Here is a 26729-nt window from a genome sequence, read left to right as displayed (position 1 = left end):
TATAGCAGTTCCGGTTCTTTGTTGCAGCTAAAAAGTGCTCACATTTCTAGGGAGCAGGGGGCACATTCGAAAATCGTGCACTGATTGCATCACGTTCATAGCCCTGCGGCTGCGTCAGTATCTGGTATAAATCAGGACGGCGACCGTGGATCCAGCGCCGTCCGGTGCTCATTGCAAGCAGGCTTAAATCCAGTTCGGCGCTCACCATAACGTCGTCAGCCGCCCAGGTTTCATTAATGATGCGTCCGTAAGGATCGAGGATCATCGCATTGCCTGTGCGCACTTCGTCATCATCTGCACCGACGCCGTTGCTGAAGAGAAGAAATAATCCGTTGTCATGCGCACGGGCTGGCAGCCATCTCATCAGCCATTCGCGACCGCTTGCCCCTTTGAATGCGGCCGTAATTTCTTCCTTGCGTGTTTCTCGCTCTTCCCAGAGCGCCAGCGGAATAGGCTTCATCGCGTGAGGACTGCGGGAATCGGTGCCGCCTGTTTGATGCGGCGCGAGAAGAATATCTGCACCCAGCAGCGCCGTCGCGCGCACATTTTCGACCAGATTATTGTCCCAGCAAATCAGGATACCGACCTTCACTCCCCAGGGCGTATCGAAAACGGTAAAGCGGTCCCCGCTGCTGATAGCCGGATGTTCAAAAGCATGGAGTTTTCGATGCGTATGCATTGTGCCATCAGGCATACAGGCAACATACGCATTGTAGAGGCGGCCATCGTCGGCTCTTTCAATAAGACCCACGCCAATAAGCATTTGATGTTTTATCGCCAGAGAGCGAATTAACGTCAGGGAAGGGCTCTCAGCAATCGGCTCTGCCAGAGCAGACACCTCCGCTGCGGTGAGCTTGGGGACATGCCAATAGCCAGTGATACACATTTCAGGGAAAACGAGAATGTTCACCTGCTCAAGCGCCGCCTGTTCAATAAATTTCTCGATTATCAGCAGATTGTATTTTTTGTTATTGGCCTGGTGCTGAAACTGTACGGTTGCCGCCTTTAGGAATTCTGGTTCGTTCATGATGCTTCTCCAGTGGTTATCGAAGCTGAATTACATAACGATTATCAATAACTGTATAATCAAATCATTTCTGATTTAGATAACCATCTGGAATGAAAAAAATGAACACTCGGTTGCTCAAAGCCTTTTTGATGCTGGCTGAAAAAGGAAATTACGCCGATGCGGCGCGAGCGCTGTTTATCTCGCAACCGGCATTGACCAAACAGATTAATCTCCTCGAATCCCAGGTGAATATGTCTCTTTTTTCACGAGGTCGTCATGGCGCAATACTGACGGCCGGCGGCAGGCGTTTGCTGCCTGAGGCTGAAAAAGTGGTCAGGCAAACCCAGGTATTTATGCAGCATGCTGAGCGGGTAGTAGAAGGGGTGGAGGGCTATATCGCCGTTGGGTTCGGTCTCTCAAGTTTTTATCTGGCCCCGCGCTGTATCGCAGACTTTCGTCGAGATTACCCGGGAGTCGAAATGTCCTTGACGGATCTGCCTTCCTTTCAGCAGTACGAGCTATTGCAAAATGATGAGCTGCAGGTCGGTTTTGTCAGGGTTCCTCCCCCCGTGGCGCTTAAATACCTGCCGTTATTTACCGATCGGCTGGTTCTGGTTGCACCCGCAGCGTCGCCGACAATGCCTGCCGCTGAGTGGCTAACGAAACGCCCTCTGCTGCGGCTTCATGCTGAGCGAGGACGGGGTTTAAATGCACAGATTGACCGTTTTCTGCACGACAACGGTCTATTCATCTCATCGACTCAACTGACTGACGATATACAAACTATTGTCGCGATGGTGATTGCGGGTATCGGTGTTGCCATTCTGCCCACCAGCGTGACGCATATCGCGCCGCCGGAACTGGTGATGATTCCGTTAACGGGGGAGTCAATAAGCTGGAAGGTGGGCATCGCCTGGGACCCAGGCAAGGAGGATGTCATCCGTGACAACTTTATTGCCAGCATACGAAAGGGCATTTCCGCCCATTGCGGCTAATGATTCCTGAGGGAGCCATCCCGCAAGACGCACTACCTTGATTGCAGGCTTAGCTGCTGTGTTTGTGGGTCACCTATGCTACGCCTCCATGCGCCAGGTGCCTGACCGTACAGACGCTTAAAGCTGCGATTGAAGGACTGCTGGGAGTCAAAGCCCAGCGCGATCGCCACGTTCAGAATCGGTTCATCGCTGTGGGTTAAGCGTTCAACCGATTTTTGCAGCTTTTGCGCGCGGATATACCCGGCGAGGGGATAACCCGTATGGTCTTTGAACAGCCGCTGGAGGTGCCACTTTGAATAGCCGGATCGCCTGGCGACGGACTCAATGTCCAGACGGCTATCCAGGTTGTTATCGATCCAGTCGAGTAAATCATGCATAAATGCGCCAGTGTTCATCTGGTTACCCCCACGCAGCCTGTCTAAAAGTATCTTTATTTGTTGCATTAAAAGGTGGCGCGTTTTTGTATTAATTGCAAGTTTTATTGTTGCATTTAAGTCCTTGACTGAAACGGGTCATTTAGCATCGACGCAAATAGCACATAAAGTGCAACAATTATTCTTGCACTTAATTAAGCGCCTTCCTACAATCGCCGCGAATAGTGTATTCGCAACTGTTACAGTTTTGTGGCGATGAACGACACAAATGGCCTTAAGCCAGCCCGGACAAAGGAAGTAGCGCGGCGTCTCCCGCTGCGTCTTGCCCGGCGGCTACAATTACCGGAATAAAAATAATGAGCCTGCAAAAAACCTGGGGTAACTTTCATCTGAATGCACTGGGCGCGATATTGCTCTCCGTGCTGCTCGTCGGATGCGATAACAGCGTCGCGCAAAACGCCGCGCCACCTGCGCCCGCCGTCAGTGCCGCTGACGTGGTTGTGAAATCTATTAGCCAGTGGGATAGCTTTAACGGGCGGATTGAAGCGGTGGAAAGCGTTCAGCTACGTCCGCGCGTCTCCGGCTACATTGATAAAGTGAATTATACCGACGGCCAGGAAGTGAAAAAAGGCGAGGTGCTGTTCACGATTGATGACCGCACCTATCGCGCCGCGCTGGAGCAGGCGCAGGCATCGCTAGCACGAGCCAAAACGCAGGCCAGCCTGGCGCAAAGTGAGGCTAACCGTACCGATAAGCTGATCAATACCCATCTGGTCTCACGGGAAGAGTGGGAGCAGCGCCGTTCGGCCGCTACGCAGGCGCAGGCGGACATTCGCGCAGCGCAGGCGGCAGTTGACGCAGCTCAGCTCAACCTGGACTTCACGAAAGTGATCGCGCCTATCGACGGTCGCGCCAGCCGCGCATTGATCACCAGCGGGAATTTGGTCACCACGGGCGACAGCGCTAGCGTGCTCACCACCCTGGTTTCGCAGAAGACGGTTTACGTCTACTTTGACGTGGATGAGTCGACCTATCTCCACTATCAAAATCTCGCCCGCAGCGGGCAGGGAGCGTCCAGCAATCACATGGCGCTACCGGTTGAGATTGGCCTGACCGGCGAGGATGGCTATCCCCATCAGGGCAAAGTGGATTTCCTTGATAATCAGCTCACGCCAAGTACCGGCACAATCCGCATGCGCGCCTTGCTGGATAACGCGCAGCGTCAGTTCACGCCGGGACTCTTTGCCCGCGTGCGCCTGCCGGGCAGCGCGGAATTCAATGCCACGCTTATCGACGATAAAGCGGTGCTGACCGATCAGGACCGCAAATATGTTTATATCGTTGATAAAGAGGGTAAAGCACAGCGTCGCGATATTACGCCGGGGCGTCTGGCAGCCGGTTTACGCATCGTGCAGCGAGGGCTGAACCCTGGCGATAAAGTGATCGTCGACGGTTTACAAAAAGTGTTTATGCCGGGTATGCCGGTTAACGCGAAAACCGTTGCCATGACCGCCAGCACTGCGCTCAACTGATCCCTTACCTGAGAATCCAACACATGGACTTTTCCCGCTTTTTTATCGACAGGCCCATTTTCGCCGCGGTGCTGTCGATTCTGATTTTTATCACCGGATTAATCGCCATCCCGCTGTTGCCGGTGAGCGAATATCCTGACGTTGTACCGCCAAGCGTGCAGGTGCGCGCGGAGTACCCGGGTGCCAACCCGAAAGTGATCGCAGAAACCGTCGCAACGCCGCTGGAAGAGGCGATCAACGGCGTTGAAAACATGATGTACATGAAGTCCGTCGCAGGCTCCGATGGCGTGCTGGTGACCACCGTCACTTTCCGCCCGGGTACCGATCCGGATCAGGCGCAGGTACAGGTGCAAAACCGCGTATCACAGGCCGAAGCGCGTCTGCCGGAAGATGTGCGGCGTTTAGGGATTACCACTCAGAAACAGTCGCCGACGCTCACGCTGGTGGTGCATCTGTTCTCGCCCGGCGGTAAATACGATTCACTGTATATGCGTAACTATGCAACCTTGAAAGTGAAGGATGAGCTGGCGCGCTTGCCCGGCGTTGGCCAAATTCAGATTTTTGGCTCGGGCGAATATGCTATGCGCATCTGGCTCGACCCCAATAAGGTGGCGGCACGCGGATTAACCGCATCGGACGTGGTCACGGCGATGCAGGAGCAAAACGTTCAGGTTTCCGCCGGGCAGCTAGGCGCCGAGCCGCTGCCGAAAGAGAGCGACTTCCTGATCTCCATTAACGCCCAGGGGCGTCTGCACACGGAAGAAGAGTTTGGCAACATTATTCTGAAAACGGCGCAAGACGGTTCGCTGGTGCGCCTGCGCGACGTGGCGCGAATAGAAATGGGGTCTGGCAGCTATGCGCTGCGCTCTCAGCTGAACAACAAAGACGCGGTCGGGATTGGTATCTTCCAGTCGCCGGGGGCGAACGCTATCGATTTGTCTAACGCGGTGCGCGCCAAGATGGACGAACTGTCCACGCGTTTCCCGGAAGATATGAAATGGGCGGCCCCTTACGATCCTACGGTTTTTGTTCGCGATTCCATTCGCGCGGTTGTACAAACGCTGCTGGAAGCGGTAGCGCTGGTTGTACTGGTCGTGATTCTGTTCCTGCAAACCTGGCGCGCGTCAATTATTCCGCTGATCGCGGTGCCGGTATCGATCGTGGGCACGTTTGGCATTCTCTACCTGCTCGGTTTTTCGCTTAATACCCTGAGCTTATTCGGGCTGGTATTGGCTATCGGCATCGTGGTGGATGATGCCATCGTGGTGGTGGAAAACGTAGAGCGAAATATCGAAGAGGGGCTTGCTCCGCTTGCGGCGGCGCATCAGGCGATGCGCGAAGTGTCCGGTCCGATTATCGCTATCGCGCTGGTGCTGTGTGCTGTGTTCGTCCCCATGGCATTCCTCTCCGGGGTGACCGGCCAGTTCTATAAACAGTTTGCGGTGACAATCGCCATTTCAACGGTGATTTCTGCCATTAACTCACTGACGCTCTCCCCGGCGCTGGCTGCCCTGTTGTTGAAGCCGCACGGTGCACCGAAAGATTATCCCACCAGGCTGATTGACCGTCTGTTCGGCTGGATCTTCCGGCCATTTAACCGCTTTTTCCACCGCAGCTCGAACGGTTATCAGGGGCTGGTGGGTAAAACGCTCGGACGCCGTGGCGCGGTATTTGCGGTTTATCTGCTGCTGCTCTGTGCCGCTGGCGTCATGTTTAAAGCCGTACCCGGCGGATTTATTCCGACGCAGGATAAGCTGTATTTAATTGGTGGCGTGAAAATGCCGGAAGGCTCCTCGCTGGCACGCACCGATGCGGTGATCCGCAAAATGAGCGAAATCGGTATGAATACCGAGGGCGTGGATTATGCGGTCGCGTTTCCGGGGCTGAATGCGCTGCAGTTCACCAACACACCGAATACCGGGACGGTCTTTTTTGGTCTGAAGCCGTTCGACCAGCGTAAACACACTGCTGCGGAAATTAACGCGGAGATCAACGCGAAAATCGCACAAATCCAGCAGGGCTTTGGGTTCTCCATTTTACCGCCGCCGATTTTAGGGCTGGGTCAGGGTTCTGGCTATTCGCTGTACATCCAGGATCGCGCCGGTCTGGGCTACGGTGCGCTGCAAAACGCGGTGAATACGATGTCCGGTTCGATTATGCAGACCCCTGGAATGCATTTCCCGATCTCGACCTACCAGGCTAACGTGCCACAGCTGGACGTGCAGGTCGATCGCGATAAGGCGAAAGCGCAGGGCGTGTCGCTGACCGACCTTTTCGGTACGCTGCAAACCTACCTGGGATCGTCGTACGTCAATGACTTTAACCAATTTGGACGTACCTGGCGCGTGATGGCGCAGGCCGACGGGCCGTACCGTGACAGCGTCGAAGATATTGGTAACTTGCGTACCCGTAATAATCAGGGCGAAATGGTGCCGATCGGCAGCATGGTGAATATCAGCACCACCTACGGGCCGGATCCGGTGATTCGCTATAATGGTTATCCGGCGGCGGATCTGATTGGCGATGCCGATCCTCGCGTGCTCTCGTCCACGCAGGCGATGACGCAGCTGGAAGGTATGTCTAAGCAGATCCTGCCAAATGGGATGAATATTGAATGGACGGATCTGAGCTTCCAGCAGGCCACGCAGGGGAATACGGCGCTGATTGTCTTCCCGGTCGCCGTACTGCTGGCGTTCCTGGTGCTGGCTGCGCTGTATGAAAGCTGGACGCTGCCGCTGGCGGTAATACTTATCGTCCCAATGACGATGCTGTCCGCGCTGTTTGGCGTCTGGCTGACCGGCGGTGATAACAACGTGTTTGTACAGGTGGGTCTGGTCGTTCTGATGGGGCTGGCCTGTAAAAACGCGATTCTTATCGTCGAGTTTGCCCGCGAGCTGGAAATCCAGGGGAAAGGGATCATGGAAGCCGCTCTCGAAGCGTGCCGCCTGCGTTTACGCCCGATTGTGATGACCTCCATCGCCTTTATTGCCGGGACAATCCCACTGATCCTCGGCCACGGCGCGGGTGCCGAAGTACGCGGCGTCACCGGTATCACTGTGTTTTCCGGTATGCTAGGCGTTACGCTGTTTGGTCTGTTCCTGACGCCAGTGTTCTACGTGACGCTGCGTAAATTCGTGACGCGGGGCAAGGCTGAAAGGGACGTTTTGCCTGCGTAGGGTATTGCAGATAACAAAAAACCGCCTTTACTGTGAAGGCGGTTTTTTTTCGCAATTAAGAAATGATTAGTGCGCTTTTTTAACCTGGGTACAAATTTCAGGTACCGGATCGCAGCCGCTGGTGTCGGCTTTTTTAACTTCTTCCAGCGCGCTTGCCACGGTATGACGAGCTAAAACCTCTAACGAAGCTTGCTCCGCTTCATCGGCGATAGATTTGAAGTACCAGCACGCGTTGGCGCTGACCACGCAGCGAGCCGGTACGTCTGGACGCGACGCCCACAGCTTTTTATCTTCCGTGACGGAAATATAGATATCGCGCAGGGTGATCTTATCAGCCGGGCGGCCAAGATGAATGGAACCGTTGCGGCCAAGCGTTGAGACGATAATGCCGTCACGCGTGAGCGGAACCATTAATTTGCGGATAAAGCTCGGATTGGCTTCCAGCCCGTAGGCCAGAATCGTACTCGTTGAACGTTCATCCGATTGCTCCGCCATCGCTACGCTGAGAACCATCTGCAAAGCTGTCGGGAAGCGGTAATCTAACATTATAGTGTCCTGGGTTGCGGTGAATTTTGTTCTTTTTGGCACCGCAGAGGTGAATAAACAGTGAGCAACATGATAACAAATACGGTAATTTTTTTGAAGCAGTGCAGGCTTAACCTGTGACGTAAAAAAGAGTTTCCGGCGCGCGCTGAATGTGAAGAGGGATGAACAGCGCACGCGCAATCCTTTTTGGCGTCGGCTTTCTGGTGGGACCGTTACTGACGCTGGTACGGATGGTGACCGGCCGCGTTGCACCATCTGACGATGGCGATGTGTCTCGCCGCAGACCCACGTATTAAACCCGCTCCTTTCCGTCGAAGTCATAATCGCTATGCATTCTTCCTGTTTCTGAAGGCCGCCACTTTCATGCGATTGCCACACGTCGCCATACTGCACCAGCGGCGGCGATGCGATTTACTCAAGTCGTGGAAAAGTAAAATACAGTTATGTGCTTCACACTGGCGCACGAATTCAAATTTATCGCCTGTGACCAGTTTCACCAGTGCATCAGCAATGGGCCAGAGAAGGCTTTCGGGGCTATGGCTGACAGCATGAGAATCGACGTGATAGCGCTGCGTATCTTCATCCCATTGCAGTCTCGTCAGAGGATTCCCTTTCTCAAGAATCCGGTTAACGATATCCAAATCAACCGCAACAGAGTTCATCGCGGCGTGCACGATAGCCCTTGAGGCGTCACGCAGCTGGCGAGCTTCTGTTAATAATCCAGCCGGTGCCTCCGTCCCCTTGGATACCAGGCCAGCCGTTATCAGCCAGTCAATGACGCTGAGATCGTCCTCAAAGCAATCATGTCGATCGTCACCTGTCCCATATTCGCTGTTGATGAAATCCAGAGCGAGGTTATCGGCCAGAAAGAGAGGCGGGGAAGAGAGCTGTTTGAAATCCATATTCGTCCGTAACTCATAAAATGATTTTGACAGGTTACCAAATTTACCTGTAACCTTCAAATTCACACTTTAAAGGTTACAAAGGGTTTGTCATGGCATCTTCCACAATCGGGCTTTCTGCTGCAGATAACGCATCCGCCTTACACGCGATAAGAACTCATTACCGATACAAACAGGCAGGCGATGTTAAGGTTTTCTACCGAGAAGCAGGTGACCCTAAATCCCCTACGCTTCTGATGCTTCATGGCTTTGCGGGTTCCTCATTTATGTTTCGCGACCTGATTGCCCAGTTGGCCGAACGTTATCATTTGATTGCGCCAGATTTGCCGGGCTTTGGTTATACCGAAGCACCAGAGAGGGGCGAATATGCTTATACCTTTGACCAGCTTGCCGAGACAATTAATCAGTTCACTGAAGAACTTAATCTCGATACCTATGCGCTGATGGTTCATGACTACGGCGCGCCGGTCGGGTGGCGACTGGCATTAGCACATCCGCAGCGTGTGACCGCCATCATTTCCCAGAATGGCAACGCCTATGAAGAGGGACTGGGAAAAGCCTGGGCGCCTATTCAGACATACTGGCGCGATCCCACGCCAGAGAACCGGAGTGCCTTAAGTGAATTTCCAACGCCGGCTTCCATAAAATGGCAGTATCTGGAAGGGGTTAGCGATCAGAGCCTTGTTTCACCTGATGGCTATTCGCTAGAAGGGATGCAGGTTTTGCGCCCTGGCAATGCAGAAATCCAACTCGACCTGTTACTGGACTACGCCTCAAATGTCATGATGTACCCCCAATTCCAGCACTATTTTCGTGATAATCAGCCCCCGCTGTTAGCCGTCTGGGGAAAACACGATCCTTTCTTCATGGCAGCGGGTGCTGAAGCCTGGAAACGCGATATTCCTGATGCCGTCATTAACTTCTACGATACTGGCCACTTCGCACTCGAAACGCATGCAAAAGAGATTGGTCTTGACGTTCGCAACTTTCTGGACCGTCATATCCGTCCGTCAGATTAACTCCCCGCGCGGACACAGTGGCGGTCTGCGCTGAATATAAAAATGAACTCCAGCCAGCGCGTATATCGCTAGCGATGAAACGTTGGCTAAAGCAATTCCCTAAAGGAGAACACTCACCATGTCAGTGACTGCCGGTGTGCAACATATTGGTTTAGCCGTCTCGAATCTTGAAGAAAGCGCTAAGTTCTTTACTGAGTTATTAGGCTGGGAAGAAGTTAAACGGCGCGAAGATTATCCAGCCATCTTTGTGAAAGATGACGCACTTACGATAACGCTCTGGAAAACACAAACAGAAGAGCCCGTTAAATTTGATCGTAAAATGAATATCGGGCTCCATCACTTAGCTTTACGGGTTAAAAGTAAAGAAGCGCTGTATCAGCTTCTTGATGTATTGAAGGCGAATCAGATTGAAATCGAATTTGAGCCAACCCTTATCAAAGAAGGGCCATCAATGCATATGATGTGCTATGAACCGAGTGGGATAAGAATTGAATTTTATTATCCTGGTTAGATGGACACAGACATTCTTCATCAGGCGTTTTTCAATATAAGACGGGTCGTGAGAAATAACGCCAAATAACCCATTACCCGCCGCCAGTTTCGGTTTTGACAGGGCCTGTTCTCTTAAAAAAATAATCGCGTCGGCCGTGAATGCCGTAAAGCTGTCATCAGTATCTGCTTAGGCTCTTAGTTAATTGGTGAAGCACTCGGCTAGTGTGGCGGCCAGCTGACCGCCATTTACCGTTAACGTGCTCGCTGAATGTGCGACAGGGCTACAAGGATATTTTTTTTATCCGCAGCACTAAGTCCAGGGGGCGTCATCTGCGATTCCAGCCACGCCATCTCGGCTTCGGAAAAGGAGCCGACCATCAGACGTTTGCTGATGGCCGTCATTATCCGGGTGTCAGTCTGCTGTATCTTTTGTCGGGTATTTGCAAGGTCGGTAACGGGAGCACTGGCCTGCGGCGTGGCCAGCCAGTCGGCTAGACAGCGGTACTGAACTGCCTTCCCGGCATTCATCAGCGCGTTGACAAAAGGGACAACGGTGTCGGAAGCCAGTCCGGCGTCGTGTGCATTTTTTGTCATAGCGTCTATGACGATTTTCTCTCGAGGCAGGTCTTCAACGGGCAGATGATGCAGCGCTTTATAGCCAGCCACATCTGGCATCAACAGCATGCGTTCATTCAGTGCGGATGACAGTTCCCCGAGCGACACGGAAGTCACTGAACCGGCAAAAACTGTACTGCACATAAGCAGTGAAGAAAGGAAGATGGCAAAAAAGTGCATAATGAATCGGCTCAGTTAGATGAAAACTGACATTAGCCTACATTATGAATAATAACATTGTGTTATTGTTTTGTTTCAAAAATATAATCAGGGGTGTAAGCGTCATTTCTGCTGGGATTTTAATGTCATAGAATGCAGGGCTGATAGGTGTTGGCAACAACAGGGGATTGGAAAAAATCGTCTTTACTGTGCAGATTGCCAGGCTCTATCAAGGTGGCAACAACTTTCCTTATCCCTTTAGTTACTCACCCTGAACAGGGCTACCGATCCTCTGCTGCAAATCGCCGCTCTGCTTGCTGTCCCGAGCCAGGTCCCTACTCAAAAGATCCTGCAAGGTGAGCGAGTTGAGTAGGGTTGTCCCTCATGAGCGAGGAGCGGACACAGCACTATCCGATTTTAAAATGGGCTGCGCCACTTCTGCATTACCTCAGTCTCGCCGGGCTTTTCAGCATCCAAATCAGCGCCAAACTGCAGACCATGACGACCGCCGCCAGTAACGCCATTGTCTGAAGACCGACTTTTGTCGATACCATGCCGCCGACAAGTGCGCCCGTCCCGATCGCGGCATTGAAAATGGCGACGTAGACGGCTGAAGCGGGCTGCGCCACATTTCCCGCACTACGCAGCAACCAGGTTTGTAAGCCAACGAATACGATGGCCATTCCTGCTCCCCAGATGGCAAGCAGCGCACCGGTGAACCAAATCGGAAGCGATGACCCGCTCTTCACGCCCAGCATTCCCAGCGCGGCCGCGCTGAGCAGCAGTGCCGTCATCACCAGTATTTTGATATGTCGATCGATAAGCTTACCGGCAATGATATTTCCCAGTAGACCGGCGAGTCCTGAAATAAGAAGCAGGACTGAAATGGTTGCCGCGGGTACCCCATGGGTTTGAGTCAGCAGCGGCTCGAGATACGTGAATGCGGCGAAGTGGGCGGAAATAATGCAGGCCGTGGCACCGAAGAGTGAAAGCAGGCGAGGATTTTTAAATATCCCGACGTATGTCCTCAGCTCTAGCGGTTGCGGTGCCGTCAGCGTGGGCAGCGTCCAAAGTAACGCCACGGCGGTTGCCAATGACAGAACGGTTATCGCGGTAAATGCCTGTCGCCATCCGGCCATGTCGGCAATCAAACTCGATAGCGGTACACCCAGCACGCTGGCCGCTGAAACACCGGAAAAAATGACTGCAGTAGCCAACCCCAACCTATCGACCGGAACCAGCTGTATGGCCACGGTACCAATTAATGCCCAGAAAGCGCCGTGTGCCACGGCACCCGACATTCTTGCCGTCATGAAGATCTGCATGGTGTGTGACTGCGTCGCCGCCAGGCAAGAGAGTGCCAAAATCAACATGAGCCCAATCAGCAGCGCCTTGCGGGAAAACCGGGTGGGGATCGCGCCGGCCAGCAAAGCGGCAAGCGCAGCCACCCAGCCGTAGGCGGTAACTGCAAGACCCGCTCCCGCTTCCGTCTGATGTAAGTCTTTCGCCAACGCGCTGAGCATGCCAACGGGAGCGAGTTCGCTGGTCACAATCGTAAATGCGCTGATCCCAAGCGCTGTTACTGCGAGCCAGGCACGCATGGGTACCGTGTTTACCTGTAAGACACTGTCGTTCATTTGATGTATATCCTTGAAAAAATTGAATGAAAAGGATTGATTTACCCGATGCCGTCGGGTTTCTGGTTCGTTCCTCGTTGTCATCTCGTTGCATGACGTGCAGTATCATCGTGAGATAAGTGACAAAACAGCCCTGAAAATGGAGAGCCGTTTTCCATAAACGGAAAAAGATGAAAACAGATTTTAACTGGGACGATACGCGTATTTTTTTGGCTATCGCCCGCGCGGGTACGCTGAGCGGCGCGGCAGAAGCCATGAATATGGGCATTGCCACCCTGTCAAGAAGGCTGGACCGGCTTGAAAAGTCGCTGTCTGTTCCCCTTTTCAGCCGACATCAGAGCGGCTATCGGTTAACAGATGATGGCGAGGCTCTGCTGGAACACGCTGAGGCACTTGAATATGCAGGACTGGCATTTGGTGAGATGGCGAGACTACAGGGTCACGTTGCCGGGCATGTCCGGCTGGCGACGTCGGACAATCTGGCCGCGCATTATATTTTGCCTTCGCTCAACGCGTTGATGGATAAGCATCCCGACCTGCGGGTAGAAGTACTCAGCGGCGTGCAATCCGTCAATCTACATCGACGGGACGCAGATTTAGCGATACGGATGATCAAACCTGATAGCGGAAACCTGACGCTGAAACGTCTCGGAAATGTGGGGTTCGGCTTATACGGCGCTGCCGCCTATATAAAAACGTGCGCTGAAGGGCCCGCTGACGTAGCGTTCAGTCACGCTCAGTATGTCGGGTGGCCAGAATCTCATCAGCATCTGCCCGCTGCGCGCTGGGTCACGCGGATGCTTCGGGGCAGGGCGTGCCGAATGGAAGCGAACACTCTGGTGGCCCAGTTAGCGGCTGTGTCAGCTGGAATAGGCCTTGGAGTATTGCCGCACTTTATGGCACGGAAAAACGGCCTGCAATGTGTGAATCCGCAGATCGGCGTCGATCAAACCCTATGGCTGGTGATGCATTCCGACTTAGCCAACTCTCGGCGAGTAAGGGTGGTCGCCGATCATTTAATTGCCCTGTTTGATGAGATACAAGTTCAACTGGCGTTGCCATAACCCTGAAATTAATGCCCAGAATCGGGATGCACACAGGCGGGTTTAACAACCCGCTTCAAATGGTGGTGTATTTCTTCACTGACATTAAAAATGCAGTCCAGGTGATGGCTGCGCTCAATAATCAGACTACGTAAATTCGGGTTGCCACAGCCTTCAATAAATTCTGCCATGATCCTGGCATCAAATAATTCATCGTTTTCTGCAAGAAGAACTGTTACCGGAAGGGGCAATGCTGCAACTTGTCTCGCAGGTTGACGCGGCGTCAGAGCATTCGCCATGTTTACGCTGTATCGCTTAACAAATTCAGGTTTTATTAATAGCACCTCATCGGGGAAATTAAGCGTAACGGCAAAGCAATTACCGCACAATAATCCCGCACTGAGCGCATTCAATATAAATGGCCACTGTTCCACCGACGCAAACGGAACGGATACGCTTCTGCGCATTTTTGTCGGCGAAAAAGGCCCAAACTCAGGCGCAAGTAAAATCAAGCTGTCACTTTTTTGAATTGGGGTATAACGCGTGAAATAATTAATCAGCATTCCTCCGCCGCTTGAATGACCAAACAGATGAATTCTGGCCGCGGGGAATTTTGCGTGGATATGTTCAATAACCGTGTCGACATCCAGCCAGATCTGCTGAGGATGAGAAACTTGCCCCTTATAACCTGATGAACGCCCGTGCCCACGGATATCAATAAGGCAGGTACAAACCGATCCGCGATGACCGATTTGGCGGGCAAGGATATCGTAACCCGCATCAGAATTGACTCCACCACCGTGATAAACGAGAAGAACCTCTTCCACTGAGCCTGTCGGTTCGTAGAGGCGAATGTTTAATCCGGCTATCTGATATTCAGCTACCTCTTTAGCGGGGGGTAATAAAGAACTGAGCTGTTTATAGCGGTCGTTAAAACTGATGAAGTCAATCACGTAATAATTCCATGTGGATGAGGGGCCCTGTCTTTGAAGCGTATCGCGCAAAGCATGCACTATTTTTCTTTTCAGGACTTCCACAAATCGTTTTTTCATAAAAAGTATTGCTCACCACCTTTGCCAGAGTAGAGCGCCAATATCAGTTCCTGCCCTCAAGCAACCCCTGTGCCGCACTTCGTCCGTATAAAAATGAACCCAGCCAGCAGTTTGATCCTTACGTAAGTTTTCAAAAAATTACCAATATTGGCAGTTGATAGTTATTTGTGTGACTTTTAAAATCTTTTCGCAACTCATTGATAAAGTTTGATTTAGGGATATAAAAATGAAAAAAAGTAGTGTTGCAGTGATGATGATGGCAGTGTTTTCAGGAACGGTTTATGCAGGATCGGCGCAATTTACGCCGAATTTTTCCCCAGAGAGTTTAACGGTTTCAGCCTCGGGTGGGATGTTGAGCGGGAAATCCCATGAGATGGTTTACGACGAAGTTACAGGGCGTAAAGTCAGCCAACTGGACTGGAAACTAAAAAATGTCGCTATTCTGAAAGGCGACATCTCCTGGGATGCATTCTCTTTTCTGACACTGAATGCTCGCGGCTGGACATCTCTGGCATCGGGCTCTGGTCATATGGACGATTATGACTGGCAGGACGACACGCAATCCTCTTGGACAGACCACTCATCCCATCCGGATACGCACGTTAATTATGCCAACGAATACGATCTTAATGTTAAAGGCTGGGTTTTCCAGGACGAGAATTATAAAGCAGGTTTAACGGCAGGTTATCAGGAAACACGTTTCAGCTGGACGGCTAAAGGCGGTACTTACAATTACGATAATGGTGCCAATACCGGCGAATTCCCGGCAGGCGAACGTGGTATCGGATATAGCCAGCGTTTCTCTATGCCATATATTGGTCTGGTCGGCCAGTATCGTATTAATGACTTTGAATTTAACGCTCTGTTTAAATTCAGTGATTGGGTACGTGCCCATGATAACGACGAGCACTATATGCGCGATCTGACTTTCCGCGAGAAAACGTCAAATTCACGCTATTACGGCACCTCAGTTGATGCCGGATATTACGTCACGCCGCACGCAAAAGTTTTTGCTGAATTTACCTATAGCCGTTATGAAGAAGGCAAAGGCGGTACTCAAATTATTGATACCAACACGGGCGAATCAGCATCGATTGGCGGAGATGCTGCCGGTATTTCCAACAGTAACTACACTGTTACAGCCGGTCTGCAATATCGATTCTAAATCTGCGCAACGCGTATATTTAAAGTCATGTGAGGCTCCTTATCCGCAGGCTTGAGCTCGCGCTCACGGCCTGCGCGCTCAAGGTCGAGACCATCAAAGACTGTCAGGACAAAATCGATGCAGAAAATGAAAAGCCTGCGCAAAGCACTCACTGACGCCGTTCCGCAGTTAAAAACCAACCCCGGAATGATGCGCATCTTTGCCGACGAGGGGAATATCGATGCGCGTCTGGCGGCATCGTTGTCACACGAAAAGATTTACACCCTCAATGTGATCGTGTGCGACTTTGTCGGCGATCCTGATTTGATTTTCGTGCCGGTGGCTGCGTGAGAACCAGCCGGCTATCTGCACCACGGATGAGGGGCGGGAAAAGGACTATCGCTTCCAGATGGATTTAAACGACGGTAACAACGTCGATATCAGTATCAGCCTGCAGCTCACCGAGCGAACCCTCGTCAGGGAGAAAAATGGCGCGCTACACGTCAGCTATGCGCCTGAGCCGCCATTACCCGAGCCGTTGGTGCGACCGATCGAGCTGTATATCAATGGCGAACTGGTGAGCAAGTGGGATGAGTGAATTTAAGCCTTTTGACGATAAGCTGGCCGGGCTGATTGGGGCGCTGTCCCCGGCGGGACGGCGCAAGCTTGCCGCTGAGATAGCGAAGGAACTGCGTAAATCGCAAAGCAACGCATCAAACAGCAAAAAGCACCCGATGGCACGCCGTTTCAGATGAGGAAGCGTCAGCCGCCCAGGGCAAAAAAAGGGCGTATCAAGCGTGCAATGTTTCAGAAACAGCGCACAAGTCGCTACATGAAAGCCAGTGGCAGTAAAAACAGTGCTTTGGTGGAATTTTCTAGCAAAGTACAACGCATCGCGCGTGTCCATCAGTATGGCCTAAAAGACATGCCTAACGCGCGTGCTCAGCATGTGCGATACCCGGAGCGTCAGTTGCTTGGATTCAATGAACAGGATAAAGATATGGAAGAATCTTTAACTATTAAATATTATAAAGACCTCTTATAATTTTAGAACGTCAGTAGATTAATAAAACACAAATGCATAAACCTTGTCCGCACTTTAATGCGGACAAGGTTTATGGTTAGTTATTGCTGTTTTTATCCGTTGTTGTTTGTTTGAAACTATTTATAAGTGATGCTATTTGATTTATTCCATCAAAGGTGGATGGCATTTTTTCTTCGGATACCATTATGTTTGAAAATATAATGTCCTCGAATTTTCTTAAAAGGTAATTATTTTCATCTTTGATTTCTTTAGCGTATTCTGCGTAGCTTTGTATGAAGCAACACAGGCTTTTTCTTAGTTCAATTTGCACTAACTGTGCCTTGATTGAATTAAAGTTGCTTATGGCAACTTTAAAATAATAGATAAATATAAACGTAATTGAGGCTACAGGGATTAGCTTGTATAATTGAGAAGTGACTGTAGGAGTGTCTTTTGAAAATAACATATATACCATTTCTATCATCAAAGGTATTGGCATCAGTATGCTAATGCCAATTAATATTTTTTTTGCCCAGAGCATTTCGATTCTTTTAACTTCTCCCAGCCTAAAGAACCCATCGTATAACCCAACGAAGTTGAAGTCTGCCTCTTGCCGTAAAATGGCATCATTCAATTTCTGAACTCTTTTTTCCTTTTCTTCTATATCTTTTTCCCATTTATATATCATTCGTTCCGATTTGCTGACGTTTTCTATAAAATCACGGCATGTTTTAACATCTTGAGCTACTGATAACCGCCTTACTATTCTACTTGGCATTACCAATAAACTTCTTTGTATGGATTTCTTCGCTGAAGGATGTAATTCGTCTATGTAATCTATGCAGAAGTCTTTAACCTCAGCTGTCATGTAGTCATTAAGATAACTGTCAAACATTTCGGCTTCGAGAACAAACTCAAAACAAAGAGCAATCGTCTCGTCTATTTCGTAGTTTGTCATTTCACAAGCGCTTATGCGGTATCCAAGCTGTTTGCTTTTGTTTTCAATTGAGTGCTCTGTTCTGGCATCCCATTCGGTACACTGAGAAATAAAACTTTTAAGCAGTTTTGAAAGTGCTTTGTGTCTTTGCTTTTCAAAGTTGGTCTCCAGCTTTAGAGTGGCGAGCTTATTTATATATACCTGAAAGGATTCTTTCATTGTCTCGTCATCAAAAAAATTCCTTGCCATCCTTTCCTCTTTTTTTGTGGTGTGTTGTATGGTTTCTTCCCCAACAAGACCAAGTTTAACTTCCATGGGGTTCAATTCATTATGCAATTATGAATACACAACTCAATGAAATTCTCCGGCAAGTACGCAACATACTACGTCTTGGCTATATCTCCGACGTCGATCACGATGCGGGGCTCTGTCGCGTCTAGGCCGGCGGTATGCAAACCACCTGGCTGAACTGGCTGACCTCGTGCGCCGGTCGCTCGCGGGTGTGGTGGGCTCCCTCTGTTGGTGAGCAGGTGCTTTTACTGGCTATCGGCGGTGAGCTCGACACCGCCTTTGTGCTGCCCTCCATTTTCTCTGATGACCATCCTGCGCCGTCTGCCTCACCTGATGCGCTCCACGTCGCCTTTCCTGACGGGGCGGTTATCATCAGTGCACAAATATCAACTGCAGGTGTACGTTTGTAACCACTGAGACGGTCGAGCGTTTTATCGTTTCGCCTGGCGAGGTCGTGCCAGCGCCACCACATCCTACAACGTCAGGCCAGCAACAGATCCACTGGGTGTACCGAGGTAAGTAAGTATGAGATTAGTAGTGGTAAAAAATTTAACCGTTAGTGATGATTTGCCTTAAGTCTGTTGATGCTCACTGATACTGCTTTGTTTTTTTAAATCCAACATGTGAACCATAAGAACATTGAAATCAAGCTTATAAAGAAGTATAAAATAAAGTATGTTTACTCTTTCAATCGAAAATTGCGTGCTGATTTCATATTATTAGGGAAGGACTTATGGGTGATGTGATAAATTCTTTTATGGAAAGATATAATAAGGAGTTTGATTTTTATTTAAATCTATCCAAACTAGTAGAAAATAATATTAGAGGGAAGCTTCATTCTTTTGGTGTACGCGCAATTGTTTCATCGAGGGCAAAATCACCCAAGCGATTACGTGATAAAATAATTGATAGAAACTCCGAGTTTTCATATTCAAGTGTAGAGGAAATATATAAGGATATAGTAGATCTTGCTGGAGTAAGAGTGGCGATTTACTTTCCTGGTGATATGATTAAGGTTGAAGAGATTATATCTGCTGAATTTGATATGGAGGGAGAACCAAAGACTTTTCCTGAGAAAAAAAAGAGGGTGCGAAAAAACAACACCTATGAGAAGATTTTTTCTGGATATGCCGCCAAACATTTTCGTGTAAAAATTAAAAATGGTGGTCGTTACTCTAATTATTACCCTGTAGAAATACAAGTTGCTTCCGTGCTCATGCACGCGTGGTCAGAGGTTGAACATGACCTAGTCTATAAGCCCTTGCAAGGGAATCTTTCTCATGAAGAACTTATGATCCTCGATGAGATAAATGGGTTGGTATTAAGTGGTAATTTGGCATTAGAAAGATTACAACTTGCTGGCATCAAAAGAACGGAAACTGATAATTACGAATTCAAAAACCATTATGATCTTGCTTCATTTTTCATGACTGCATTACAATATGATGGGATTGATAACGTTGATTTTAACGATATTTTCAAAATTTTAAAAAAAATTGATAAAACTAAAAGAGATGAACTCACGAATGTTCTTTCTTGGTTTAAATTGAATCCAATAAATAAAGAGGCTACACCTTCAAAACATATATTCAGATTCGTAAAGCGAGATCCAGTATCTCATCTTTATGAATATATAGTTAGAGCTGTTGTTAACGTATTCCCAATCGACACTCAAAGCATTATGGAAAAATGTGCAGAAGACGGTTATGGGGATTATGATTTCAGCGAAAAAGCAAAAGAAACACTTTTTAAATCTATTTTAGCATATTATTTTAAATCACCTGAGCTAATTCTTGTAGACTCTGTTGCATTGGATTATGATATTAACAGAACGATTATATATGGTTCAAATGAGGAATCATTAACTCAAACTATGAACTTGAAAAATATTTCGTTTTCGAAAAGCGAAGGTGAGGTAATAGACTATTTAGAAGATTATTTGGACGCAAGACAACAGCTAACAATTGAGAATTTCAGTGTAAAATTGATAAATGATTTAATCATTAAAAACAGAGAGTTGGCTAATATGATTGTAAAAAATCCAAATATTTCATGATAACTTTAAAAGCCCCGCATTTGCGGGGCTATATGTCTCAATGTGGTCAACATGTGGACATGACCTGAAATAAATCCTTTTATTTCATTGTGTTGAAGCGTTTCATAAAGCCCCTTATGGGGCCTTTTTATCGCCATATAGTTCATCAAACCTATTCGAACAAGCGGACTCGCGCCGTTGATTTAATGTCTTGTACCAGAAATGTCTATGTCGCATTTTGCCGTCACAATAAAGGCGGTAGGTCTGCTATCAGCGAGGAGCGAACCTTACAAAAGCGCGCCTACCAAAACGGCGGGGATTCATTGTTAAGCAACAGAGATACGCCATCCGGGCGCGTGTTTGTGCTCACCCTGCAAACTAAATTCCCACAAACTTCAACGTGTTTGGATGATCGTCCCAAAAGTGCCTTGATCCCTACCTAAAACTCATAATACTGTATTTATATACAGCTATCTGCAGGTAAGCAATTATGAGTCATCTTTTTTCGTGCGACCTCAACACTCTCATTGAGTTACCTCTCTTCCTGGAGCGCGCGTCGTGTGGCTTTCCCAGTCCGGCTCAGGACTACGTAGAAGATCGCATCGATCTCAATAAACTGGTGATTAAGCACCCCAGCGCCACGTATTTTATCCGGGTCAGCGGGGAGTCCATGATCGGGGCAGGGATTACTGACGGTGACTTGCTGGTGGTAGATCGCGCTTTAACGCCTGAGCACGGCGACATCGTTGTGGCCGCCGTCGCCGGGGAATTTACGGTGAAAGAGCTACGCGTTCGCCCCATTTTGCAGCTTGTGCCACGTAATCCGCGCTTTTCTCCCATCATTTTTGACGCCGAAGAAGAGCTGCAAATCTTCGGCGTAGTGACTCACACGTTGAAATCGCACAAATATGTTCGCGCTAATTGATGTCAACAGCTTCTACACCAGCTGCGAAACGGTATTCCGCCCAGATCTTCTGGGCAAGCCGGTGGTCGTGGTCTCGAATAACGATGGCTGCATAATCTCTCGGTCAGAAGAGGCCAAAAGACTGGGCATCAAAATGGGTGCGCCATACTTTAAGATCAAAGACGATCTTCACCGTCAGCAAGTGGCTGTTTTTAGTTCTAATTACGCGCTTTATGCCGATCTGAGTGAGCGCGTGATGGCGACGCTGGAAGAGATGGCCCCCGCGATTGACATTTATTCCATTGACGAGGCGTTTGTTAATCTGACGGGTATTGCTGGCTGTATGCCGCTTGAGACGTTCGGACATCAGATGCGGGATAGGGTGTATAAAATCACCGGACTAAGAGTCGGGGTCGGTATTGCGCCAACCAAAACGCTGGCGTTATACAGTGATCAAGTATTTCCTTCATTAGTAGCATTTAACAATGCTTTTCACATATGCATGCAGCATATGAAGCAATCTGTTTAGCCCGCTGGATAGTGTTTTTTTGAACGGGAGGACATGCCGACTGAATCGATACTGGAAAAACTTGAAGGTTGGTAGCAGTATTAGTTAACCGGTATTTCATAAGAGTTCGATTTATTTGATGAATTGGCATCTATATTCTCTTTCGACAGACAAACTTCAGACGATGGTTGCCGCCCAGCACGGGAAAATAGGCGATGCAATACCACCGCTGGATGTTTTCCCTAGCGGTATCGAAACTGCCTATACAAGGTACTGGGAAAGTCGCCTTACCTCACTTCATCAAGTGGTTGTCACCCGTAACCGATACGTACAGCTTATTGAATATGTCATTAAAGGACATAACGAAACTTTCAAGATTTACTCAGGAATTGAAGCAACTCTTAGCCAGCGTTCAAAACTACTGAGGGAGATCATTGATGAGTCCGCTATCGTAAATGTTGACGATGTTCTAACTACTCGGGTTCAACGCTTAACTAACTGTAACCGCCAGGCTATGGCCATTATTCAGCGTGTCGCTGCGCTACAAAATATTGTTAGTTGGATCAGGAACAATCATGTTTCTGATAGCACAATCATGGGATTGGCAGAAGAATATGAACGAGCGGTGTTGTTGGGAAAGTTAACTTGTGGCGAGATACTAACTCTTTACGCTGATTCTGACGTTGCGATGGGCTCTCTTAAAGCACTTTCTGAGCAGGTAGGAAACGCTACAGGAGAAGAGCGCCAGATGATTACAGAACCGATTAGTGAAGAAATTAACTGGCGATCTTTCCAGCGTAACATTATCAGTGCGACGAAAGAGTATTGCCTCAGTCCGCAACTTACCGTAATGCAGCATATGCTTGAAAGTGCTAATGTCGAACGTAACAGAAGTAATTCAGCTTTTACTGCTTCAGTTAAGCAGTCAGACCGTATAAAAATGACACTATTACCTGAACCGCAGTATACGTTAGAATTCCCGGTTAATGTATCTTTTGAACGTTCTATGGTTTGGGTTGAACTAGCAGATGGAAGGATCGTAGGGGCTCCACTTAAATGGTTTCCGAAACTACTAGAAGCAAATAGGTTAGAACGTAAACAATACCAAATGACTCCCGTAAGCCTTATATGGCCAGCCTTGGACACTCAAATCCATATGGATGATCTCTTTGATGGAGATAACAATCCACTATACCTAATAGATGACATAGTGCTCAATTAAATTTTTACATTCATCTAGTTACGAAAGATAGTAATTAACTAGATTAGTATAATTCTCGTTGTTATAATTAAATTTGAAGTAGTGAATCGCCACAGATAATCTAGACACTTCCGAGCCGTTGATAATACTGGTTTTCATATTCTGTCGGTGACATCTGATCGCTAGAACCATGCCGACGCCTACTGTTATAAAACATTTCGATGTAATCAAAAATATCGCTGCGGGCTTCTTCCCGCGTTCCGTAGATCTTTTTCTTTATCCGCTCGCGTTTCAGTAACTGGAAAAAGCTTTCTGCAACTGCGTTATCGTGGCAGTTACCGCGACGGCTCATGCGGCCCTTCAGTCCGTGTGCTTTCAGGAACGACTGCCGCTCATGGCTTGCGTACTGACTGCCCTGATCCGAGTGAACCAGTACCTGTTTTTGGGGGTTACGCCGCCATACAGCCATCAGCAGTGCGTTCAAGACAATGTCCTTTGTCATCCGGGATTGCATTGACCAGCAGATAATTTTGCGTGAGAACAGATCAATAACCACGGCAAGATACAGCCAGCCTTCGTGAGCCATGATGTAGGTTATGTCCGTTACCCAACGCTCATCCGGAGCATCCGGATAGCCTGTTAGGCGACACGATACTGGCCTCGCCTTTACGTGCCCGCGGGCTCCGGTATCCGACCTGAACCTTTATCCCGAAACGTTTCATCAGTCGCCAGACTCTATTGACTCCGCACTGTTGCTCGCTATCCCGCAGATCCAGATGGATCTTGCGATAACCATAGACACATCCCGATTCCAGCCAGAACTGTTTAATCTGTCCTGTCAGTCTCAGGTCTACCTGATGGCGTTGTGAATGCGGCTGCTGAAGCCAGGAGTAAAACCCACTGGGATGAACATCCAGCACCCTACAAAGCAGGCGAACAGGCCAGAAACAGGTGTGGTCGCGGATAAAGGCGTACCTCAGTCGGACAGTTTTGCGAAGTACGCCGCGGCTTTTTTAATATGCCCCGTTCGTCGGTAACTAGCTTCAGCTCTTTCTGAAGACGGCGGATCTCGGTCTGAGCATCTAACTGTTCTTTATTAGTGGAAGAATCCGGGCCGTACTCCTTTATCTAGGCGTAAAGGCTATGGGTGGTGATATCGAGACGTGTTGCAACGCTGGCAACAGAATAACCGTGATCAACAACCTGTTTGACTGCTTCAATTTTAAACTCTTCGGGATAACGCCTACCGCTCATGGGCACCTCTCTTTAAGCCATCTTAAATGACTCTGAGGTGTCTATTAAACCTGTGGCGATTCAGTTCGCTCCCAAGCGGTATTCAAAGTGATAGTCTATAATTTATAGGGAGTTATCATATTCGATAATTATTCACCTTTCTTTGCAAGAAAGCCAAATGTTCTAAAGGAGTAAAATGATGGATAATAATGAACTTGTAAGAAAAGCTGAAGAGGAAATTGCAGCGCTTATTGTGAAAAAAACTGCGGAATTAAGAAAAAAGACAGGAAAAGAACTTTCCTCAATTGAATTTATCCCTAAGGAAACGATGGCCGGTCTTGAAGGTTATCAGATTAAAATACACCTTCTCTAGGCATTCCATAATCATCAGGTCGCGCTCGCGGCCTTTTACAGATTCCATAATCACAACATAATGTAAAGGGACAGAATCTCAAACTTGTTATACGATAAACAGGCTTAAGTAAAAACTCTGCTAAGAAATCTTCAATATATAAAATGTTTGGCCTTCAAAGAGATTCATAATCTTACGCTGTGGATCTCTGGGAGAATTCAGTTATGCAAACCCGCTATCGCGGTTAATTTTTTATCCGTCTCTTTTTCTTCCTGAAGGGTCTCCGCAAGCAATTCTGCGGCCTCGTTTAACCCAAGCTTCAAGGCGAGAGCATGCAATGTTCCATAGGCGGCTATCTCATAGTGCTCCACTTTCTGTGCAGCCCCGATAAGCCCCGCATCCCTGACAGGTCCAGCATCAATTGAATCCATAATTTCCTGTGCTTCTTCAGCCAGCCCCTCAAGCACTTGGCATGTTATACCGTTGATGGAAATAAAGTCTGTCGTTTCTACCAGTCGATCGAGACGCTCAATTTGTACACGAGTTTCTTCAAGGTGTTGTTCAAAAGCAGAAATTAATTGTGGGTCCGAAGCCGCTCGTGACATTTTAGGCAAGGCCCGAAGGATTTGCTTTTCTGCACTATAGACATCAGACAGATCATGAGAGAAGAGGTCTTCAAGTGTTGTAATTTGCATTTTCGCTCCGATAATAATTTGAGAAGCAGTTTTTCGCTGCCATTATTTTAAAAAAAAAGAACGTAACGATGTAAAGAAATCCGTTCCGCACTTAAAAATCAACGTTGTTAAAGGATAAAAATAATGATGCGTTAAGCGATGCACCGTCACTAAAACATTTTAGATAATAAAAAAGATTGTGGTCATAAATATTTTGTCTAAAAAATCAGGTGAGAATCGCACAGGATATGGGAAGATTTTTTATTTTTTTTTGAGGTGCCTTTTCCTGTATTTTTTGTTCCGCTCTCACGCTCATTTTTGTCTTTTTCTCCGCCGCGTTTCCCGTCTTTTCTACCTGCGTCGGATGACTTTTCACGAGTTTCTAAAAGTCTAATCAAATGTTCACTAAATTTTGACATAATGACTTTTCTCCAAATATTTTTTCCGGAGCCTAACGGTGTCTATGAAATAAACACGGCGAGGTCTTCTTGGTACATTTTAAAACTAGCACACTAATAAGATTGCACAACTATTATTGATGTTTCATATCTAAATGATGAAAGCGGATTATGAAAGCGAAACCGTTATTTCATCATATCGGAATGTTAAGATTTTAAAAAAGACATTTAAATCATCACGCGAATTTTATTTTTTGGCGGTTTGTCGTTTCGCTTGAATAATCGCGTTATTTTTTATTCAGAACATTATAATCTAAGCCTGTCTCACAAAATGCCGACGAAGGTAAGTAGAGGAAAAGAAAGCATGCAGCTCTTCTCATTCGAGATCGTTGCCTATACCCAGCTGTGGAGCGGTATTACGTTGAAAAAAGTATGGTCTTAATGATGAAAACCATCGCGGTTACCACCGTTGCGCATAACAAGTGCGTCAATTTGCTTTTTCATACCTGGATGTCATGCGCCGACTGTTCTGTCTGTGTTTTTTACAGGATGCACTGCTTACAAAGCAGATTTCCAGATCAATCCTGGCCCTCAAACTTTCTCACCTAAGTGTGAGGATTTTTTCTGATGATATTCACACTGAACATGATAAGAAAAATCCTAATTGCACTAATAATATTCTATTAACTGCCTACATGATTCATTTTCTTCCATATATTCAAAAGAGAGCAGGGGTGTCTTACTCTGCTTATAAAACCATTCACCATCGTTTCGTTGAATTATCTCTCCGGGGGCGAAACATATACCGGATGCCGCGCGAACTATTGCATATCTCCCATTGTTAAACATAACTCTGTGGATACAAAAAATCTTGTTTGGTTCTCCTAACAGCCTATTTTCTATGATCTTGCCTTCAATAAAATAATTTTTATTAGTTTTCATCAGTATTACCTTTATAGCATAAGAGAAATCAGTACATTATCATTACTCTGTTTCTTTTTCGGTGTGAGTACCTTCATGCACCGAATTTTAGCTCGTGCAGTAGTGACGTCGTATGCATGAATCTGACCTCGAAATTCCTGAGTCAGTTTGTGCAAGACATAAATGTTCTACTATTCATTATACGCCTTAATTGAGTAATACTTTGCTTATGTTCCATGTGGTTATTTATGCACGATAAATTCAACCCCGGAAAGCAAAGCGGGAACAGGTGATAAAATACCCTTCAGTGAGAATTTTATGATGAAATCAGAAGACACCCTTGACTGGTATCCGGCACAGCTGCCTCCTGTGAAAATCATCCTTGGTAACGCCGTACTGGAAGTGGCTAAACAGGGCAGGCCAATTAACACCCGTACGCTGCTTGAGTACCTTCAGGTGATGCAAGAAAAGCAAAAACGAAGGGATGATAAAATCGCGATGCAGACGGCTATTGACGTTCTCAGAGATAATCAGCGCATTAACGGAAGACGTTAAT

Annotated in this window: 23 protein-coding genes and 7 pseudogenes; 19 read left to right on the top strand and 11 right to left on the bottom strand. The window is 48.1% G+C overall.

Going from position 1 to position 26729, the window contains the following annotated elements; genetic code table 11:
• Positions 1 to 46: 46 nt before the first annotated feature.
• Positions 47 to 1027 carry a nitrilase family protein gene (locus tag AC07RN_RS00390; protein ID WP_478335288.1) on the bottom strand — a complete coding sequence of 327 codons (981 nt, stop codon included), beginning with the start codon at positions 1025 to 1027 and terminating at the stop codon, positions 47 to 49.
• 101 nt (positions 1028 to 1128) lie between these two features.
• Between AC07RN_RS00390 and AC07RN_RS00385 the strand changes: the two genes are divergently transcribed.
• Positions 1129 to 2004 (top strand): LysR family transcriptional regulator, encoded by an 876-nt coding sequence (locus AC07RN_RS00385; RefSeq protein ID WP_478335287.1) that lies wholly within the window; start codon positions 1129 to 1131, stop codon positions 2002 to 2004.
• Positions 2005 to 2036: 32 nt separating this feature from the next.
• On the opposite strand, the gene AC07RN_RS00380 is transcribed toward AC07RN_RS00385, so the two are convergent.
• The gene (locus tag AC07RN_RS00380; protein WP_478335286.1) at positions 2037 to 2399 is read right to left on the bottom strand and encodes a helix-turn-helix domain-containing protein; all 363 of its coding nucleotides are present in this window, start codon (positions 2397 to 2399) and stop codon (positions 2037 to 2039) included.
• Between the two features lie 335 nt (positions 2400 to 2734).
• Between AC07RN_RS00380 and oqxA the strand changes: the two genes are divergently transcribed.
• Positions 2735 to 3910, top strand: a complete 1176-nt coding sequence (gene oqxA / locus AC07RN_RS00375) for a multidrug efflux RND transporter periplasmic adaptor subunit OqxA (protein WP_012017283.1) — start codon at positions 2735 to 2737, stop codon at positions 3908 to 3910.
• Positions 3911 to 3933: 23 nt separating this feature from the next.
• The gene (oqxB, locus tag AC07RN_RS00370) at positions 3934 to 7086 is read left to right on the top strand and encodes a multidrug efflux RND transporter permease subunit OqxB (protein WP_478335285.1); all 3153 of its coding nucleotides are present in this window, start codon (positions 3934 to 3936) and stop codon (positions 7084 to 7086) included.
• Positions 7087 to 7152: 66 nt separating this feature from the next.
• Here oqxB and oqxR read toward each other — a convergent pair whose 3' ends face one another.
• On the bottom strand, positions 7153 to 7632 hold the full coding sequence (gene oqxR / locus AC07RN_RS00365) for an efflux pump transcriptional repressor OqxR (protein ID WP_478335284.1): 480 nt from the start codon (positions 7630 to 7632) through the stop codon (positions 7153 to 7155).
• Between the two features lie 161 nt (positions 7633 to 7793).
• Here oqxR and AC07RN_RS00360 point away from each other — a divergent pair, with 161 nt between their 5' ends.
• Positions 7794 to 7928 (top strand): hypothetical protein, encoded by a 135-nt coding sequence (locus tag AC07RN_RS00360; RefSeq protein ID WP_268825263.1) that lies wholly within the window; start codon positions 7794 to 7796, stop codon positions 7926 to 7928.
• Positions 7929 to 7958: 30 nt separating this feature from the next.
• On the opposite strand, the gene AC07RN_RS00355 is transcribed toward AC07RN_RS00360, so the two are convergent.
• The gene (locus AC07RN_RS00355; protein WP_478335283.1) at positions 7959 to 8534 is read right to left on the bottom strand and encodes a CGNR zinc finger domain-containing protein; all 576 of its coding nucleotides are present in this window, start codon (positions 8532 to 8534) and stop codon (positions 7959 to 7961) included.
• A 92-nt stretch (positions 8535 to 8626) separates the two neighbouring features.
• Here AC07RN_RS00355 and AC07RN_RS00350 point away from each other — a divergent pair, with 92 nt between their 5' ends.
• Positions 8627 to 9553: an alpha/beta fold hydrolase gene (locus AC07RN_RS00350; RefSeq protein ID WP_478335282.1), complete on the top strand. Its 927-nt coding sequence runs from the start codon at positions 8627 to 8629 to the stop codon at positions 9551 to 9553.
• A gap of 118 nt (positions 9554 to 9671) precedes the next feature.
• Positions 9672 to 10064, top strand: coding sequence for a VOC family protein (locus AC07RN_RS00345; protein WP_478335281.1), 393 nt, complete (start codon positions 9672 to 9674; stop codon positions 10062 to 10064).
• Between the two features lie 233 nt (positions 10065 to 10297).
• Here the strand turns inward: AC07RN_RS00345 and AC07RN_RS00340 are convergent, their stop codons facing one another.
• A complete protein-coding gene (locus tag AC07RN_RS00340) occupies positions 10298 to 10843 on the bottom strand; it encodes a chorismate mutase (RefSeq protein WP_478335779.1) in 546 nt (181 codons plus the stop codon).
• Between the two features lie 419 nt (positions 10844 to 11262).
• Positions 11263 to 12456, bottom strand: coding sequence for an MFS transporter (locus AC07RN_RS00335; RefSeq protein WP_478335280.1), 1194 nt, complete (start codon positions 12454 to 12456; stop codon positions 11263 to 11265).
• 170 nt (positions 12457 to 12626) lie between these two features.
• Between AC07RN_RS00335 and AC07RN_RS00330 the strand changes: the two genes are divergently transcribed.
• A complete protein-coding gene (locus AC07RN_RS00330) occupies positions 12627 to 13520 on the top strand; it encodes a LysR family transcriptional regulator (protein WP_478335279.1) in 894 nt (297 codons plus the stop codon).
• A gap of 8 nt (positions 13521 to 13528) precedes the next feature.
• On the opposite strand, the gene AC07RN_RS00325 is transcribed toward AC07RN_RS00330, so the two are convergent.
• Positions 13529 to 14551 (bottom strand): alpha/beta hydrolase, encoded by a 1023-nt coding sequence (locus AC07RN_RS00325; RefSeq protein WP_478335278.1) that lies wholly within the window; start codon positions 14549 to 14551, stop codon positions 13529 to 13531.
• Between the two features lie 226 nt (positions 14552 to 14777).
• Between AC07RN_RS00325 and AC07RN_RS00320 the strand changes: the two genes are divergently transcribed.
• From AC07RN_RS00320 to AC07RN_RS00305, 4 genes and pseudogenes are all read left to right on the top strand, one after another.
• Positions 14778 to 15716, top strand: a complete 939-nt coding sequence (locus AC07RN_RS00320; RefSeq protein ID WP_478335277.1) for an omptin family outer membrane protease — start codon at positions 14778 to 14780, stop codon at positions 15714 to 15716.
• 41 nt (positions 15717 to 15757) lie between these two features.
• A pseudogene (lysC, locus tag AC07RN_RS00315) lies at positions 15758 to 15871 on the top strand (Rz1-like lysis system protein LysC); the annotation flags it as partial.
• Positions 15834 to 16293 (top strand): annotated as a pseudogene (locus tag AC07RN_RS00310) (phage tail protein). The pseudogenes lysC and AC07RN_RS00310, both read left to right, overlap by 38 nt.
• Positions 16286 to 16740 (top strand): annotated as a pseudogene (locus AC07RN_RS00305) (phage virion morphogenesis protein). Before AC07RN_RS00310 ends, AC07RN_RS00305 begins: the two co-directional pseudogenes overlap by 8 nt.
• 76 nt (positions 16741 to 16816) lie before the next feature.
• On the opposite strand, the gene AC07RN_RS00300 reads toward AC07RN_RS00305, so the two are convergent.
• Entirely contained in the window at positions 16817 to 17971 is a 1155-nt protein-coding gene (locus tag AC07RN_RS00300; RefSeq protein WP_478335276.1) for a hypothetical protein, read from the bottom strand.
• A 134-nt stretch (positions 17972 to 18105) separates the two neighbouring features.
• Between AC07RN_RS00300 and AC07RN_RS00295 the strand changes: the two are divergent.
• From AC07RN_RS00295 to AC07RN_RS00270, 6 genes and pseudogenes are all read left to right on the top strand, one after another.
• Positions 18106 to 18318: pseudogene (locus tag AC07RN_RS00295) on the top strand (phage baseplate assembly protein V); the annotation flags it as partial.
• Positions 18315 to 18470 (top strand): annotated as a pseudogene (locus AC07RN_RS00290) (ogr/Delta-like zinc finger family protein); the annotation flags it as partial. The pseudogenes AC07RN_RS00295 and AC07RN_RS00290, both read left to right, overlap by 4 nt.
• 210 nt (positions 18471 to 18680) lie before the next feature.
• On the top strand, positions 18681 to 20003 hold the full coding sequence (locus tag AC07RN_RS00285; RefSeq protein WP_478335275.1) for a GTP pyrophosphokinase: 1323 nt from the start codon (positions 18681 to 18683) through the stop codon (positions 20001 to 20003).
• Positions 20004 to 20472: 469 nt separating this feature from the next.
• Positions 20473 to 20907, top strand: a complete 435-nt coding sequence (gene umuD / locus AC07RN_RS00280; protein ID WP_478335274.1) for a translesion error-prone DNA polymerase V autoproteolytic subunit — start codon at positions 20473 to 20475, stop codon at positions 20905 to 20907.
• Positions 20891 to 21328, top strand: a pseudogene (locus AC07RN_RS00275) (Y-family DNA polymerase); the annotation flags it as partial. The gene umuD and the pseudogene AC07RN_RS00275, both read left to right, overlap by 17 nt.
• A gap of 205 nt (positions 21329 to 21533) precedes the next feature.
• On the top strand, positions 21534 to 22616 hold the full coding sequence (locus AC07RN_RS00270) for a DUF2442 domain-containing protein (RefSeq protein WP_478335273.1): 1083 nt from the start codon (positions 21534 to 21536) through the stop codon (positions 22614 to 22616).
• A gap of 100 nt (positions 22617 to 22716) precedes the next feature.
• Here AC07RN_RS00270 and AC07RN_RS00265 read toward each other — a convergent pair.
• A pseudogene (locus AC07RN_RS00265) lies at positions 22717 to 23849 on the bottom strand (IS3 family transposase).
• Between the two features lie 178 nt (positions 23850 to 24027).
• Between AC07RN_RS00265 and AC07RN_RS00260 the strand changes: the two are divergent.
• Positions 24028 to 24201, top strand: a complete 174-nt coding sequence (locus AC07RN_RS00260; protein WP_186753551.1) for a GnsA/GnsB family addiction module toxin — start codon at positions 24028 to 24030, stop codon at positions 24199 to 24201.
• A gap of 197 nt (positions 24202 to 24398) precedes the next feature.
• Here AC07RN_RS00260 and AC07RN_RS00255 read toward each other — a convergent pair whose 3' ends face one another.
• Both AC07RN_RS00255 and AC07RN_RS00250 read right to left on the bottom strand, forming a co-directional pair.
• Entirely contained in the window at positions 24399 to 24875 is a 477-nt protein-coding gene (locus AC07RN_RS00255) for a YciE/YciF ferroxidase family protein (protein ID WP_186753549.1), read from the bottom strand.
• Between the two features lie 197 nt (positions 24876 to 25072).
• A complete protein-coding gene (locus tag AC07RN_RS00250) occupies positions 25073 to 25273 on the bottom strand; it encodes a hypothetical protein (protein WP_478335272.1) in 201 nt (66 codons plus the stop codon).
• 1221 nt (positions 25274 to 26494) lie between these two features.
• Between AC07RN_RS00250 and AC07RN_RS00245 the strand changes: the two genes are divergently transcribed.
• Positions 26495 to 26728: a hypothetical protein gene (locus AC07RN_RS00245; protein WP_063925936.1), complete on the top strand. Its 234-nt coding sequence runs from the start codon at positions 26495 to 26497 to the stop codon at positions 26726 to 26728.
• The last annotated feature ends 1 nt before the right edge of the window (position 26729 follow it).

It is taken from the genome of Lelliottia sp. GFLA7, assembly GCF_056490165.1.
This window is presented reverse-complemented; position numbering and strand designations above follow the sequence as displayed.

Coding starts and splice junctions, on each gene's coding strand:
- AC07RN_RS00390 (WP_478335288.1), bottom strand. CDS start 1,027: ATGAACGAACCAGAATTCCTAAAGGCGGCAACCGTACAGTTTCAGCAC.
- AC07RN_RS00385 (WP_478335287.1), top strand. CDS start 1,129: ATGAACACTCGGTTGCTCAAAGCCTTTTTGATGCTGGCTGAAAAAGGA.
- AC07RN_RS00380 (WP_478335286.1), bottom strand. CDS start 2,399: ATGAACACTGGCGCATTTATGCATGATTTACTCGACTGGATCGATAAC.
- oqxA (WP_012017283.1), top strand. CDS start 2,735: ATGAGCCTGCAAAAAACCTGGGGTAACTTTCATCTGAATGCACTGGGC.
- oqxB (WP_478335285.1), top strand. CDS start 3,934: ATGGACTTTTCCCGCTTTTTTATCGACAGGCCCATTTTCGCCGCGGTG.
- oqxR (WP_478335284.1), bottom strand. CDS start 7,632: ATGTTAGATTACCGCTTCCCGACAGCTTTGCAGATGGTTCTCAGCGTA.
- AC07RN_RS00360 (WP_268825263.1), top strand. CDS start 7,794: ATGAACAGCGCACGCGCAATCCTTTTTGGCGTCGGCTTTCTGGTGGGA.
- AC07RN_RS00355 (WP_478335283.1), bottom strand. CDS start 8,534: ATGGATTTCAAACAGCTCTCTTCCCCGCCTCTCTTTCTGGCCGATAAC.
- AC07RN_RS00350 (WP_478335282.1), top strand. CDS start 8,627: ATGGCATCTTCCACAATCGGGCTTTCTGCTGCAGATAACGCATCCGCC.
- AC07RN_RS00345 (WP_478335281.1), top strand. CDS start 9,672: ATGTCAGTGACTGCCGGTGTGCAACATATTGGTTTAGCCGTCTCGAAT.
- AC07RN_RS00335 (WP_478335280.1), bottom strand. CDS start 12,456: ATGAACGACAGTGTCTTACAGGTAAACACGGTACCCATGCGTGCCTGG.
- AC07RN_RS00330 (WP_478335279.1), top strand. CDS start 12,627: ATGAAAACAGATTTTAACTGGGACGATACGCGTATTTTTTTGGCTATC.
- AC07RN_RS00325 (WP_478335278.1), bottom strand. CDS start 14,551: ATGAAAAAACGATTTGTGGAAGTCCTGAAAAGAAAAATAGTGCATGCT.
- AC07RN_RS00320 (WP_478335277.1), top strand. CDS start 14,778: ATGAAAAAAAGTAGTGTTGCAGTGATGATGATGGCAGTGTTTTCAGGA.
- AC07RN_RS00300 (WP_478335276.1), bottom strand. CDS start 17,971: ATGGAAGTTAAACTTGGTCTTGTTGGGGAAGAAACCATACAACACACC.
- AC07RN_RS00285 (WP_478335275.1), top strand. CDS start 18,681: ATGGGTGATGTGATAAATTCTTTTATGGAAAGATATAATAAGGAGTTT.
- umuD (WP_478335274.1), top strand. CDS start 20,473: ATGAGTCATCTTTTTTCGTGCGACCTCAACACTCTCATTGAGTTACCT.
- AC07RN_RS00270 (WP_478335273.1), top strand. CDS start 21,534: ATGAATTGGCATCTATATTCTCTTTCGACAGACAAACTTCAGACGATG.
- AC07RN_RS00260 (WP_186753551.1), top strand. CDS start 24,028: ATGGATAATAATGAACTTGTAAGAAAAGCTGAAGAGGAAATTGCAGCG.
- AC07RN_RS00255 (WP_186753549.1), bottom strand. CDS start 24,875: ATGCAAATTACAACACTTGAAGACCTCTTCTCTCATGATCTGTCTGAT.
- AC07RN_RS00250 (WP_478335272.1), bottom strand. CDS start 25,273: ATGTCAAAATTTAGTGAACATTTGATTAGACTTTTAGAAACTCGTGAA.
- AC07RN_RS00245 (WP_063925936.1), top strand. CDS start 26,495: ATGAAATCAGAAGACACCCTTGACTGGTATCCGGCACAGCTGCCTCCT.